General features: G+C 60.4%; 12 protein-coding genes and 2 tRNA genes. 12 read left to right on the top strand and 2 right to left on the bottom strand.

The genetic code is table 11. From position 1 onward, the window contains the following. Positions 1 to 4 precede the first annotated feature (4 nt). The 6 genes from DCC24_RS09715 to DCC24_RS09690 all read left to right on the top strand — a co-directional run bounded on the left by DCC24_RS09715 (position 5) and on the right by DCC24_RS09690 (position 4,941). Positions 5 to 1,132 (top strand): branched-chain amino acid aminotransferase, encoded by a 1,128-nt coding sequence (locus tag DCC24_RS09715; RefSeq protein ID WP_110099728.1) that lies wholly within the window; start codon positions 5 to 7, stop codon positions 1,130 to 1,132. 26 nt (positions 1,133 to 1,158) lie between these two features. Continuing rightward, positions 1,159 to 1,920: a fumarylacetoacetate hydrolase family protein gene (locus DCC24_RS09710; protein WP_110099727.1), complete on the top strand. Its 762-nt coding sequence runs from the start codon at positions 1,159 to 1,161 to the stop codon at positions 1,918 to 1,920. A gap of 61 nt (positions 1,921 to 1,981) precedes the next feature. Beyond that, entirely contained in the window at positions 1,982 to 3,514 is a 1,533-nt protein-coding gene (gltX, locus tag DCC24_RS09705; RefSeq protein ID WP_110099726.1) for a glutamate--tRNA ligase, read from the top strand. A gap of 116 nt (positions 3,515 to 3,630) precedes the next feature. Further along, positions 3,631 to 3,702: transfer RNA gene (locus DCC24_RS09700), tRNA-Gln, on the top strand. Positions 3,703 to 3,725: 23 nt separating this feature from the next. Then, positions 3,726 to 3,798 (top strand) — tRNA-Glu (locus tag DCC24_RS09695). A 93-nt stretch (positions 3,799 to 3,891) separates the two neighbouring features. Continuing rightward, positions 3,892 to 4,941: a thiamine-monophosphate kinase gene (locus DCC24_RS09690; RefSeq protein ID WP_110099725.1), complete on the top strand. Its 1,050-nt coding sequence runs from the start codon at positions 3,892 to 3,894 to the stop codon at positions 4,939 to 4,941. Here DCC24_RS09690 and DCC24_RS09685 read toward each other — a convergent pair. Next, a complete protein-coding gene (locus DCC24_RS09685; RefSeq protein WP_199446261.1) occupies positions 4,938 to 5,675 on the bottom strand; it encodes an IclR family transcriptional regulator in 738 nt (245 codons plus the stop codon). The two genes, DCC24_RS09690 and DCC24_RS09685, sit on opposite strands and share 4 nt — an antisense overlap. A 157-nt stretch (positions 5,676 to 5,832) precedes the next feature. Here DCC24_RS09685 and leuC point away from each other — a divergent pair, with 157 nt between their 5' ends. The 6 genes from leuC (at position 5,833) to DCC24_RS09655 (ending at position 12,464) form a co-directional block, all read left to right on the top strand. After that, on the top strand, positions 5,833 to 7,311 hold the full coding sequence (gene leuC, locus DCC24_RS09680) for a 3-isopropylmalate dehydratase large subunit (protein WP_110099723.1): 1,479 nt from the start codon (positions 5,833 to 5,835) through the stop codon (positions 7,309 to 7,311). Positions 7,312 to 7,332: 21 nt separating this feature from the next. Further along, a complete protein-coding gene (gene leuD, locus DCC24_RS09675) occupies positions 7,333 to 7,947 on the top strand; it encodes a 3-isopropylmalate dehydratase small subunit (protein ID WP_110099722.1) in 615 nt (204 codons plus the stop codon). Positions 7,948 to 8,064: 117 nt separating this feature from the next. Beyond that, positions 8,065 to 9,405, top strand: a complete 1,341-nt coding sequence (gene murA, locus DCC24_RS09670) for a UDP-N-acetylglucosamine 1-carboxyvinyltransferase (protein WP_110099721.1) — start codon at positions 8,065 to 8,067, stop codon at positions 9,403 to 9,405. Continuing rightward, a complete protein-coding gene (locus tag DCC24_RS09665; RefSeq protein ID WP_110099720.1) occupies positions 9,402 to 10,205 on the top strand; it encodes a 1-acyl-sn-glycerol-3-phosphate acyltransferase in 804 nt (267 codons plus the stop codon). The genes murA and DCC24_RS09665 overlap by 4 nt, the downstream gene beginning before the upstream one ends. Next, a complete protein-coding gene (locus tag DCC24_RS09660) occupies positions 10,195 to 11,262 on the top strand; it encodes an NAD(P)H-dependent glycerol-3-phosphate dehydrogenase (protein ID WP_110099719.1) in 1,068 nt (355 codons plus the stop codon). Before DCC24_RS09665 ends, DCC24_RS09660 begins: the two co-directional genes overlap by 11 nt. Then, entirely contained in the window at positions 11,259 to 12,464 is a 1,206-nt protein-coding gene (locus DCC24_RS09655; protein WP_110099718.1) for a D-alanine--D-alanine ligase family protein, read from the top strand. Before DCC24_RS09660 ends, DCC24_RS09655 begins: the two co-directional genes overlap by 4 nt. 58 nt (positions 12,465 to 12,522) lie before the next feature. On the opposite strand, the gene DCC24_RS09650 is transcribed toward DCC24_RS09655, so the two are convergent. Next, positions 12,523 to 13,050 carry a DUF3515 domain-containing protein gene (locus DCC24_RS09650; RefSeq protein WP_233492061.1) on the bottom strand — a complete coding sequence of 176 codons (528 nt, stop codon included), beginning with the start codon at positions 13,048 to 13,050 and terminating at the stop codon, positions 12,523 to 12,525. Between the last annotated feature and the right edge of the window lie 179 nt (positions 13,051 to 13,229).

Raw genomic sequence — 13,229 nt, 5'->3', positions numbered from 1 at the left:
CCCCATGGAATTTGAACTTCACCCCCATCCGGCACCCGTCAGCGCTGACGAACGTGCCCAGATTCTGAAAGATCCCGGCTTCGGTAGCTACTTCACCGACCACATGGCCACCATTGAGTGGAAAGCCGACGTGAGTGCCCAACGGGAAGCCGCGGCTGCCGGAAACTTCTTGGACATGAAAGGCACCTGGTCCTCGGCCCGGATCGAGCCCTTCGGACCCATCACGCTTTCACCGGCGGCCGGTGTGTTGCACTACGCCCAGGAAGTTTTCGAAGGCATCAAGGCCTACCGCCACCAAGACGGCTCCATCTGGACGTTCCGGCCCTTCGAAAATGCGCGCCGGTTGAACCGGTCCGCGCGCCGGTTGGCCCTGCCACAACTAGACGAAGAAGCGTTCGTGAAAGCCATCCAGTTGCTGGTCGAACAAGACCAGGACTGGGTCCCGGACGGCGACGGTCAATCACTCTACATCCGCCCCTTCATGATCGGTACCGAAGCCTTCCTGGGGGTGCGCCCAGCCCGCGCGGTCTCCTTCCACGTGATCGCCTCCCCGGCCGGTAACTACTTCGGTGGCGAGCTCAAGCCAGTCTCGATTATGGTCTCCCGCCAGTACGCCCGCTCGGGCCCCGGCGGTACCGGTGAAGCCAAGTGCGGCGGAAACTACGCTGCCTCCCTGGCCCCGCAACTCGAGGCCGATGCTCAGGGATATAACCAGGTACTGTTCTTGGACCCCACCCACGACAACGCTGTTGAAGAGCTCGGCGGCATGAACGTGATGTTCGTGACCGACGACAACCGCCTGATCACCCCGCAGCTGACCGGTACCATCCTGGAAGGTGTGACGCGCAAGTCCATCCTGCAGCTGGCCGAAGATCAGGGTATGACCGTCGAAGAACGTCGTATCACCCTGGATGAGTGGGACCGGGGCGTGGCTGACGGGACCATTACGGAGGTCTTTGCCTGCGGTACCGCCGCGGTGATCACCCCGATCGGTACACTTCGCGACGGCGACCGGGTGATTGATTCCTCCCACTCGGACTTTGCGGTCACCAACCGGTTGCGTCAGACCCTGCTGGATCTGCAAACCGGTGCCAGTGACGACCCCTATGGCTGGCTCTACCGCCTGGCCTAATCAGATCGAGAGGACACTTGTCATCCATGCGGATAGCTCGAGCTGTCATCGTCAACCAGCCCACCTTCGGGCTGGTTGACGACGAGACGTTCACCGAAATCCACGGCGACCCCTTCTATCAGGGCATCCAGCCGACCTCGACCACCCACCAGGTGGCCGATATCCGGCTGGTGGCCCCGATCATCCCGCGCTCGAAAATCATCGGAGTGGGCCGAAACTATCTCGACCACGCCCACGAACTGGGCAACGAGGTACCCACCTTCCCGATGCTGTTTTTCAAGCCCAACACCACCGTGGTGGGTCCCGGCGACCCGGTAACCTTGCCGTCGTGGAGTGAAGAGGTCTCCTACGAAGCCGAACTGGCCGTAGTGATTGGTCGGATCTGCAAAGAGGTGCCGGTGGAGAAGGTCCCCGAGGTGGTCTTCGGCTACACGGTCGCCAATGACCTCACCGCACGGGATATCCAGCGAGCTGAAAACCAGTGGGCCCGGGCTAAAGGCTTCGACGGCTCCTGCCCACTGGGCCCGTGGATTGAAACCGATCTGGATGTAGAAGACGCTGAAGTATGCTCGTCGGTCAACGGTGAGGTGCGCCAGGAAGGCAATACCTCCCAGATGGTCTTCGGTGTTGCTGATCTGGTCGCGGAGATCTCCCGGGCGTTTACGTTATTGCCCGGGGACGTGATCCTGACCGGTACCCCGGCTGGGGTCGGCACCATCGAGGACGGAGACCGCGTGGAGTGCGAGGTTGAGGGCATCGGCACCTTGACCACGCTCATCCGGCGCTAAAGCGTTCAGAACCGCACGTGCTCGGCACCAACCACACCATCAGTGGCGTAGGGTGGAGATTATGACCAGTTTTGACGATATTCCTGCAGTTGATGCTTCGACCCCGGTGCGCGTGCGGTTCTGTCCTTCACCGACCGGAACGCCACACGTCGGTTTGATCCGCACCGCCCTGTTCAACTGGGGGTGGGCCCGCCACACCGGTGGCACGCTGGTCTTTCGCATCGAAGACACCGACGCCAAGCGTGACTCCGAAGAGTCCTACCAGCAACTGCTGGAAGCGATGCGTTGGCTGGGGATCGACTGGGACGAAGGCGTGGAAGTTGGCGGCCCGCACGAGCCCTACCGTCAATCTCAGCGAGGCGAGATCTACCAGGATGTGATCAACAAGCTGGTGGAATCCGGGCACGTCTATGAGTCCTTCTCGAACGCTGAGGAAATCAAAGCCCGTCACCAAGCTGCCGGTCGCGACCCGCAATTGGGCTATGACAACTACGACCGGAACCTTACCGCAGCACAAAAGCAGGCTTTCCGGGATGAAGGCCGTCAGCCGGTGTTGCGGTTGAAGATGCCGGATGAAGACATCAGCTTCACTGATGCGGTCCGTGGGAAGATCAGCTTCAAAGCCGGTTCGGTACCGGACTTCGTCGTGGTACGTGCCGACGGCTCCCCGCTATACACGCTGGTCAACCCGGTCGATGATGCGCTGATGGGCATCACCCACGTATTGCGCGGAGAAGACCTGTTGTCTTCTACCCCACGCCAGATTGCGCTGTATCAGGCGCTGTACGAGATCGGTGTCGCCACGCACATGCCGGTTTTCGGCCACCTACCCTATGTGATGGGAACCGGCAATAAAAAGCTGTCCAAACGCGACCCAGAATCCAATGTGTTCCTGCACCGCGACCGCGGTTTTATCCGCGAAGGTCTGCTGAACTACCTGGGCCTGCTGGGCTGGTCGCTATCGGCCGATGAGGATATCTTCACACCCGAACAGTTCGTCGAACACTTCGATATCCACGACGTGCTGGCTAATCCGGCACGCTTCGATGAGAAGAAAGCCATTGCCATCAACGGCACCCACATCCGCATGCTGGAGCCCGAGGACTTCCGCGATCGGATGATCCCGTACCTGCAGGCCCAGCAACTCATCGCAGACAACCCCACCGAACGCGAGCTGGAAATTCTCACTCAGGCAGCACCGTTGGTGCAAGAACGTACCCAGTTGCTGGCCGATGCCGCCGAGATGATGGCCTTCCTCTATCTGGACGATGACCAGATCGAAACCGAACAACAGGCACTAAAAGGCATGCCCGAAGACCTGGCTTCCGCTCTGGAAGCCGCCTATCGTGCCCTGGAGGCCATCGACCCCGAGCAGTTCACCACCGAGGCCATCGAACCGGCTCTGCGTGTGGCGTTGATCGATGGGCTGGGGCTGAAACCGCGCCAAGCATTCGGGCCGGTGCGCAGTGCGGTGTCAGGGCGCAAGGTATCACCGCCGCTATTTGAGTCCCTGGAGATTCTCGGTCAAGACGCCACCCTGGCTCGCATCCGGCGTTTCGCTGAGGAACAGGATGCCACCTTCCCGGTCACCTAAATTCAGGTGGTGAGCATCACGACGCAGATGCTCACCCTGGATTTGATATCTGGGAAAATCATCGGGTAGAGTGACTACTCGTGTTCGGCAGAGATGCTGACAACACAACTCAATAGTGGGGTATGGTGTAATTGGCAACACAACGGTTTCTGGTACCGTCATTCTAGGTTCGAGTCCTGGTACCCCAGCTGAACCCGTCTCGACGGGTTTTGGCCCCATCGTATAGCGGCCTAGTACGCCGCCCTCTCACGGCGGTAACGCGGGTTCGAATCCCGCTGGGGTCACAGTCGAGGAACCTCCGGTGGCACCACCGGAGGTTTTTTCGTTCTCGCCATGTGCAGCTCGACCGATGACCGGCTGACGCGCGAAAGGCCACCATGACCATAGCAGATATCGGTGAAGATGGCATTCTCGACATTCTTCACGCTCGATTCTCCACCAGCTGGGCCGAGGACGAAGTCGGCCCCGGCGATGACGCGGCCGTGATCCACCTTGGTCACCACACGGCACCAGGCGCAGGCCCAGCCCGGATGGTGGTCTGCGCTGACACCATGAACCAGGACCACAGTTTCCGACTATCGTGGCCCCGTGGGGTCGAGGACAACGGATACTCCACCGGTTGGAAACTGGTCGCCCAGAATCTTTCTGATCTCAACGCCATGGGAGCAATCCCCACCCACCTGGTTATTTCCCTGGCACTGCCCGGATGGCTTCGGGTCCAATGGGTGGAGCAGTTTGCCACCGGAGTGATGGCCAGCCTGCGCTATTTGGGGGTGCCCGGAGTCAAAGTCGCCGGGGGAGATTTGACCGCAGGCGCCGAAATTTCAGCCTCGCTCACCGCCCTTGGGGTGCTGGCCACCGAGGCCGTGACACAACGGTCCATTCGCGCTAACCCCACAGTAGCCAGTTCCTACCGGCTGATTCATCGTGGCCACCCCGGCTGGGCAGCTGCTGGGCTACAGGTCTTGGAGTCCACCACCGAGCTTCCACGGGCACTGTCTCGTGATGCCGCCCGGGCAGTGCGGGCCCAACTCCGGCCCCGTCCGGAGCTGGCCGTGGGACCGGCCGTGGCCCGGCAGGTGGTAGCGATGATGGATGTCTCCGACGGGATCGGTCGCGATGCGCACCGTTTGGCGAAAGCCAACCGGGCGAGGGTGCGCGTTGACCAGACATGGGTGCGTCGCCGAGCCACCGAGCTGGCACCGTTGGCACAAGCCCTGACCGGTGAGACCGCGACGGCCGAACAGTGGGTGCACGGTGGGGGAGAAGACTACGGGCTGCTGGCCGTGATCGGTGAGTACGACCCGATTCCCGACGGCTTCGAAGTCATCGGCACCCTGAGCCCGGCCACCACCGTCGACGGCGAGAGCTGGCCGGCAGCGGAACAGGACCAGGGTCCCGGCTGGGATCATTTCCGGACCAGCTAGGCAGAATAATTTTGGTAGAGGTCAGAGATCCGGTGGGCGGCGGCCACTACCGAGGTGGCGTGTAATTTCCCCGGATGGCGGGTGATGCGATCGACCGGTCCAGACATTGACACAGCAGCCACCACCTTGCCATTGGCCGCCCGAATCGGAGCCGACACCGAACCGAGGCCGTCTTCGCGTTCTGCCACGGTTTGGGCCCACCCCTGGCGTCGCACTTGAGCCAAGGTGCTCGCTGAAAAAACAGCGCCATCCAGACCGGAAACCATTTCATCTTGGTCTTCCCAGGCTAAAAACACCTGAGCTGCCGAGCCGGCCTTCATGGAGAAACGGGAGCCGATCGGAATGGTGTCGCGAAACCCGACAGGGCGCTCGGCCGTGGCCACGCACAACCGTAAGTCTCCTTGACGCCGGTACACCTGCGTGGCTTCTCCGGTCATCTCGGCCAACCAGCGCAGTGTGTCGGGCGCAACCACAGCCAGAGGATCATCGCCACCCATTGCTGCTGCTAACTCGCCAATCCGGTGGCCCAGCACATAGCGAGAACGCTCGTCCTTGGTGAGCAGGCGATGATGGATCAGCGCGGCAGCAATGCGGTGCAATGTCGGGCGGGGAATACCGGTGGCAGCGACCAGCGTGGTCAGGTCAGCCGGGCCAGATTCCAAAGCGGCCATGATCGTCATCGCTTTGTCGATGACGCCAACTCCCGACGGGGGGATCTCAGATTTATCGCTCATCACGACAGATTCTACGGGGACCTCGGTGTGCATCTCAATAAATGAGATGGGAACGTGGAGAGGTTGGAATTTCTCGCCGGTGGTGCCAGTCTGAGGGCAAGTTATCGGTGGTCATCGCCAGTCGCGATTCACCTCGAGCATCAAGGAGCAGGTAACCATGACCGAGAACGCGCCTCGGACGTTAGCCGAGAAAGTCTGGCAGGACCATGTGGTCGTGCCCGGCGAAACGCAGGGCGATGTGCAGACCCCGGACCTGCTTTATATGGACCTCCACATGATTCATGAGGTCACCTCCCCACAGGCCTTCGAAGGGTTGCGCATGGCCAACCGCGCGGTGCGCCGGCCCGATCTGACTATTGGCACCGAAGATCACAATGTGCCCACCCGGGATATCAACGCCATGATCCAGGAGCCCACCTCCCGGCTTCAGGTCAGCACCCTGCGTGATAATGTGCAGGATTTCGGCATCCGTTTGCACTCGCTGGGGGATGACGACCAAGGCATTGTTCACGTGGTGGGACCCCAGCTGGGCTTGACCCAGCCGGGTATGACGGTGGTGTGTGGTGACTCCCACACCTCGACCCACGGTGCGATGGGGGCGCTGGCTTTTGGTATCGGCACCTCGGAGGTCGAACACGTCATGGCCACCCAGACCCTGTCAATGCAACCATTTAAAACCATGGCCATCAATGTTGAAGGCACCTTGCGGCCCGGGGTGTCCTCCAAAGACATTATTCTGGCGGTCATCGCCAAGATCGGCACCGGAGGGGGAGCCGGGTATGTGCTGGAATACCGCGGATCGGCCATTCGGTCGCTATCCATGGAAGCCCGGATGACCATCTGCAACATGTCCATCGAGGCCGGAGCCCGAGCCGGGATGATCGCCCCCGATGAGACCACTTTCAGGTATCTCAAGGGTCGTCCACACGCTCCGCAGGGGCACCAGTGGGATGAGGCGATGGCCTATTGGCAGACATTGCACACCGATGAGGGGGCCGTCTTCGATCGGGAGGTCTTCATTGACGCCCATGAACTCGAGCCCTTCGTGACGTGGGGGACCAATCCGGGACAGGGCGTGCCATTGAACGCTGAGGTGCCCGATCCCGACTCCTTTGATGACCCGGTCGAGCATGACTCGGCGGTTCGGGCCTTGGAATACATGGACCTCACCCCGGGCACGAAGATGAAGGACATCGCCGTTGACACCGTGTTCCTCGGGTCCTGCACCAATGCCCGAATTGAAGATTTGCGTGCAGCGGCCCAGATCATCCAGGGACAGCGCAAAGCCGAGAACGTCACGATGCTGGTGGTACCCGGCTCGATGCAGGTCCGCCTGCAAGCCGAAGCCGAAGGATTGGACCAGATCTTCCGAGATTTCGGAGCCGAATGGCGATTTGCTGGATGCTCGATGTGTTTGGGGATGAACCCTGACCAGCTTGCCCCCGGAGAACGTTGCGCTTCAACTTCGAATCGCAACTTTGAGGGGAGACAAGGTCGGGGCGGACGCACGCACCTGGTGTCTCCGGTGGTAGCCGCTGCCACCGCAGTGCGTGGCACCTTGTCATCACCGGCAGATTTAGGACTGGCCCCGCCCGTGATGGCTACCACACCGGCCGGCGAGACCGCGGGTGAATAGCGGGAACAGAGAGGACAGCTCATGGAAAAGTTTGTGACCCACACCGGGGTCGGCGTGCCGCTGAAGGCCTCCAACGTCGATACCGATCAAATCCTGCCGGCCATGTATCTGAAACGAATCAGTAAGACCGGTTTCGACGACGCGCTGTTTGAACGGTGGCGCCAGGACGAGGACTTCGTACTCAACCAGCCTGCCTACAGCCACGGCAGTGTGCTGGTGGCCGGACCGGATTTCGGGACCGGTTCCTCCCGCGAGCACGCCGTCTGGGCACTGCGGGACTACGGATTTAAAGTGATCCTCTCGGCGCGTTTCGGCGATATTTTCCGCTCCAACGCCGGCAAACAAGGTCTGGTGGCTGGTGTTGTGAACCACAGTGATATTGAGTTGATCTGGAAAGAGCTGGAGAATCATCCGGGCACTGCCGTCAGCGTGGATTTGGCACACCGGGTGGTCTCTTGCGGGGGGCTAACGACACACTTCGACATAGACGACTACACGCGGTGGAGGCTCATGGAGGGGCTGGACGACATTGGCATTACTCTGCGCCACGAAAAGGCTATCGCCGATTTTGAAAAACGTCGCCCCGGGTTTAAACCCACCACGCTCCCGGCGAAGCGCTCATCGTTTCGGTCATGATCACTTAGACTAGTTGTCGGACCACATAACAGTTTTTCCCATACAAGCCATGGTGACGTCCCGCCGTCACGATGACAGGTGGCCGCAGCGGTGGGATCTTGGAGGATTTAGACGTAGATGTCGAAGCTACTAACAATCAATGGGGGCAAGCCCCTGACAGGAACAGTTTCGGTACGCGGTGCAAAGAACCTGGTGCCCAAAGCCATGGTCGCTGCACTGTTGGGGTCTAAACCATCCATTATCCGCAACGTCCCGGAAATTAAGGACGTCGAGATCGTGATCGGGCTGTTGAAGCTCCACGGTGTTGTCGTGGAGTGGAATAAACAGTCCGGCGAAGTCTACCTCAACCCCTCTGATACCACCACCGCAGCCAATTCGGAGATCGATGCGTTCGCCGGTGATTCCCGGATTCCGATCCTATTCTGCGGCCCCTTGATGCACTCGGTCGGTGAAGCCTTTATCCCGGATCTGGGCGGGTGCCAGATCGGTGATCGTCCCATTGACTTTCATCTCACCGTGCTACGGAGTTTCGGCGCCGTGGTGGATAAATTACCCACGGGTATTCATATCCGGGCCCCCAAAGGCCTCAAAGGCGCCAAGCTGGAACTGCCGTACCCCTCAGTCGGAGCCACCGAGCAGGTATTGCTCACCGCGGTGAAAGCTGAAGGGATCACCGAGCTCAAGGGCGCTGCCGTGGAACCAGAGATTCACGATCTGATTCACGTCCTACAGAAGATGGGCGCGATTATTACCGTCCAAACCGACCGCACCATCCGGATTGAAGGGGTTTCGGAACTGGGCGGTTATAACCACTTTGCCATCTATGACCGCAATGAGGCCGCTTCCTGGGCCTCGGCTGCCCTGGTGACCACCGGCGACATTTTCGTCGAAGGCGCCATGCAACGCGATTTGACCGCGTTCTTGAACGTCTACCGCAAAATCGGAGGTGAATTTGAGGTCAGCGACACCGGCATTCGGTTTTGGCGCAACGGCGGAGATCTCAAGCCGTTGGTGCTGGAAACCGATGTGCACCCAGGGTTTATGACCGACTGGCAACAACCTTTGGTCGTGGCCCTGACCCAAGCCTCCGGCGTGTCCATTGTGCACGAGACCGTCTACGAAAACCGTTTCGGATTCACTGACGCGCTGGTGCGGATGGGCGCCTCGATTCAGTTGCACCGAGAGTGCTTGGGTTCAGTGCCCTGCCGTTTCGGGCAACGCAACTTCTTACACTCTGCGGTGATTTCGGGCCCCACCCAGTTGCACGGTGCGAAGTTCGATATTCCAGATCTCCGTGGCGGATTCTCTCACCTGCTCGCCGCCCTCGCAGCCCAGGGCACCTCGCAGGCCACCGGGCTAGAAATCATCAACCGCGGTTATGAGAAATTCATGACCAAGTTGGATGGTCTCGGCGCCGATGTTGAGTTGTCGAGCACGGAAGACCGAGTCTCAGCGTGAGTGAACCGTTTGCAGAGCGGCTACAGTTCGCCGTGGCCGCCAATATCGTGCGCCCGCTGGTGAATGTGGCCTACGGCAAGAAATGGACCGGGACCGATAACCTTCCCGATGGTGGCTGTATTGTCGCCGCCAACCATATCTCGCAGATTGACCCGGTGGCCCTGGGACACATGCTGTATAACCACGGCAAGCTACCGCACTTCATGGCCAAGAAAGAACTGTTTGGGATCCCCGGGCTGAAAACTGCGCTGAATGGGTTGAAACAGATTCCGGTCGACCGCGGTGGTCGCGGGCAAGAATCTCTGCGGGTGGCGTCCGAAGTCATTGGCGAAGGGGGCGTGGTGATCATCTATCCCGAGGGGACGATTACCACGGACCCGGATTATTGGCCGATGCAGGGCAAAACCGGGGTGGCACGTTTGGCGTTGAAGACCGGTGCTCCGGTGGTGCCGGTGGGTCAATGGGGACTGCACAGGATGTTGCCGAAACGGGCCACCAAGCCGAAAATGTGGCCGCGCACCATCCACCAGATCAACGTCGGAAAACCCCTGGACCTCTCCGACCTGCGCGATACGACACTGAATAGCACTGTGTTGCATGACACCACCTGGCGGATGATGACGGCCGTGACCGACCTGGTCGCGCCACTGCGCGGGAAGAACCCGCCGACAAACCAGCTGTGGAACCCCTCCAGGCAACGCTATGAAGGTCCGGATCAGGCGCTCAAGCGCGCGCGAGCACCGCGCCCCAGGAACGGACCGGCACCGCAGCACTCAGAAAGGCGAACCGATGACGGCTGATACCGCACGTTTGCACCCCCTTCGGTCCACCCAGGCAGTCACGGTTGCCATTTTGGGCTCAGGCTCGTGGGGGACAACCTTTGCGAAAGTTCTCGCCGATGCTGCCGAAGAGCGGGGTGAAGAGGTTACCGTCCGGCTCTGGGCGCGTCGTCAGGAAGTCGCCGACGATATCAACCTCTCCCACCGCAATAGCCAATACCTCTCCGATATTGTGCTTCCTGCATCCATTACCGCCACCACCGACGCCGTCGAGGCAGTCAGGACCGCCGACCTGGTGGTCCTAGCTGTTCCGGCGCAGCAGGTGCGCGGTGTGCTTTCTGACCTCACCGAGAACATCGGGTCCGAGACCGTGATCGTCTCTTTGGTCAAGGGCCTGGAACGGGATAGCCAATCGTCGATGTGGGAACTGTGTCAGTCCGAACTACAGCTTGGACCCGAACGCTTTGTCGTGGTCTCCGGCCCGAACCTGGCTATGGAAATCGCCCATGAAGAACCCACCGCCACCGTGGTGGCCTGTCGTGAAGAATCGGTCGCCGACTGGGTGGTGGCGTTGTGTAATTCCAAATACTTCCGGCCCTATCGCAATACTGACGTCACCGGTGTCGAAATTGGTGGCGTGGTCAAAAATATTATCGCCCTGGGGGTGGGGCTCTGCGATGGCCAGGGGCTGGGAGATAACTCCAAAGCATCCATTATTACGCGCGGACTGACCGAAACCACCCGCCTGGCCACTGCCGTAGGGGGCAACCCCGATACCCTGGCCGGACTGGCCGGGCTCGGTGACCTGGTGGCCACCTGTGCCTCACCGTTGTCCCGCAACCGCACCGCCGGACGACTCTACGGGCAAGGGCTGTCGACCCAAGAAGTCATCGACCGGATGGAGCAAACCGCCGAATCGGTGAAATCCGTGTCTGCGGTGGTGGCCCTGGCCCACTCAGCCGGGGTGGAAATGCCGATTTCTGAGGCGATGAACGCTGTGGTCAACGGCCAGATCAGCATTTCCGATATTTCAACATTACTGCTGGGACGAGATTTGAAACCGGAGGCGCGGTTATGAGCACACCACTGCCTGTCGACACCGCACAGTATTCCACCGGGGAACAACCCCTCAACGTGCTGGTGCTCTTTGGTGGTATTTCACCAGAACATCCGGTCTCCATCGTTTCTGCAGTCGGGGTGCTCAATGCTATGGATCCGCAGAAGTTTCGCCCCATCCCGGTCGGGATCACCTCCCAGGGCTACTGGAATCGACTAGGGACCGCCCACCAGCACGGTGCCCCCTGGAGTGTGGCGACATTAGTCAACGACGACAGCGATGAGACCTCTGCTGGCCAATCGGCCCTGGGCTCCCGGTTGCCTCAGGTGCCCGAACCCGATCAGCCGGTGCACCTGGTGGCCGGGGATCCGGTTACCTTGCGCAACGACGACGGCGAGGTGCTGGAACACGTCGACATTGTCTTCCCGCTGTTGCACGGACCCGGGGGAGAGGACGGTAGCCTGCAGGGCTACTGCGAGACCCTCGGGGTGCCCTATGTCGGTACCGGCGTGTTGTCTTCGGCGGTGGGTATGGATAAGCACTTCATGAAGATTGCCTTCGTTCATGCCGGGTTGGACGTCGGTGACTGGGTCACCATCACCGAACGCCAATGGCAGACCGAGCGTGAGGCGGTGGTACAACGAGTGGGTCGGCTCCCGCTGCCGGTATTCGTCAAACCCGCCCGCGGTGGTTCCTCGCTGGGGATTTCCCGCGTGGACGCACCCGAGCAACTGGAACCAGCAATCCAACAGGCTCGCACCTTTGACACCAAGGTACTGGTCGAGGTTGGCATCGACGGTCGCGAAATCGAATGCGCGGTGCTGGATCTGGGGCCAGACAAAGGATCAATTGCCTCCTATCCCGGCGAAATCTCAGTGGTGGGCGATGACGAACACCTGCCGTTTTATGATTTCTCCGCCAAATACCAAGACCAATCCGCCGCGCAACTGCAGTGTCCGGCCGACCTCAGCGATGAGGCTATCCGCGAGATCCGTCAGCTTGCGGTGCGCGGTTTTGATGCTGTCGATGCCCGCGGGCTCTCGCGGGTGGATTTCTTCTACACCCACGACGGGCACTTTGTGATCAACGAGATCAACACCATGCCCGGTTTCACTCCTATCTCGATGTATCCGCAAATGTGGGAACACTCGGGAGTGAACTACTCCAGCCTGATCGAGCACCTGATCACCCACGGCCTGAACCTTGGACGCCGCGGTCACTGACGGCGCAGGGCTAGGCAGGAAGGGGACGAACACCGTCGGCACTGGTGGCCGCTACTGGTTACTGCTGTTCCAGCGGGCTGGTCTCGGGTATTGGTTCCACGGTCTCCACATCCGAGGTGGTGCATTGCCCGAAGGACTCAACGCGTGAGACCGCATCGGCCAGGTCCACCATGACCGAAGAGGAGGCCACCGCATCGGCGGTGAAGACTACCTCCATGGCCGGGTCCCGCCCGTAGGTGGTCAGACGCCAGGCTTGGTCTTCTTCTTGGGTAATCCAATCGACGCCGTTGGCTTCCACACAATGTTCGGTGGTGGGGCCGGGGACCGGCACACCACACCGAAAGATCACAGTGGCGGGGTCTCCCCAGGCGGCAGTTGATTGGGAGTCAGTCCGACGACGTTCCTGGCCGGCAACTTCATCGGGTAGGGCCACCATGGCTTCAGCGCATTCCGGGTTGGTGGCATCCTCGGCCACCTCAATACCGGCCACCGTGGCACTGCACCCGGTAGCAACAACGCTCAGCGCACCGGCGAGCAAGCCCAACATCGCAACGCGATGTCGCAGGTGATGATCATGACCAAACATAATCTCCAGCGTATGCCACGAGTGGATCATTCCAGCCAATATTGAGTGTTCGCACGTAGTGCCTCATGTCAAACTGAGCGCGAAGGGTAAGTCGTGCCTCACAGATCGTGAGCGCGAGAGGTCGCGTGGCTGCAGTGTCGTGCCTCAGCTAGTTTGAGCGCGAAAACTTGGGTTAGCTG

Origin of the sequence: Auritidibacter sp. NML100628 (assembly GCF_003185985.1) — a bacterium.
GTDB classification, from domain to species: Bacteria; Actinomycetota; Actinomycetes; order Actinomycetales; family Micrococcaceae; genus Auritidibacter; species Auritidibacter ignavus.
This window is presented reverse-complemented; position numbering and strand designations above follow the sequence as displayed.

Coding starts and splice junctions, on each gene's coding strand:
- DCC24_RS09715 (WP_110099728.1), top strand. CDS start 5: ATGGAATTTGAACTTCACCCCCATCCGGCACCCGTCAGCGCTGACGAA.
- DCC24_RS09710 (WP_110099727.1), top strand. CDS start 1,159: ATGCGGATAGCTCGAGCTGTCATCGTCAACCAGCCCACCTTCGGGCTG.
- gltX (WP_110099726.1), top strand. CDS start 1,982: ATGACCAGTTTTGACGATATTCCTGCAGTTGATGCTTCGACCCCGGTG.
- DCC24_RS09690 (WP_110099725.1), top strand. CDS start 3,892: ATGACCATAGCAGATATCGGTGAAGATGGCATTCTCGACATTCTTCAC.
- DCC24_RS09685 (WP_199446261.1), bottom strand. CDS start 5,675: ATGAGCGATAAATCTGAGATCCCCCCGTCGGGAGTTGGCGTCATCGAC.
- leuC (WP_110099723.1), top strand. CDS start 5,833: ATGACCGAGAACGCGCCTCGGACGTTAGCCGAGAAAGTCTGGCAGGAC.
- leuD (WP_110099722.1), top strand. CDS start 7,333: ATGGAAAAGTTTGTGACCCACACCGGGGTCGGCGTGCCGCTGAAGGCC.
- murA (WP_110099721.1), top strand. CDS start 8,065: ATGTCGAAGCTACTAACAATCAATGGGGGCAAGCCCCTGACAGGAACA.
- DCC24_RS09660 (WP_110099719.1), top strand. CDS start 10,195: ATGACGGCTGATACCGCACGTTTGCACCCCCTTCGGTCCACCCAGGCA.
- DCC24_RS09655 (WP_110099718.1), top strand. CDS start 11,259: ATGAGCACACCACTGCCTGTCGACACCGCACAGTATTCCACCGGGGAA.
- DCC24_RS09650 (WP_233492061.1), bottom strand. CDS start 13,050: ATGTTTGGTCATGATCATCACCTGCGACATCGCGTTGCGATGTTGGGC.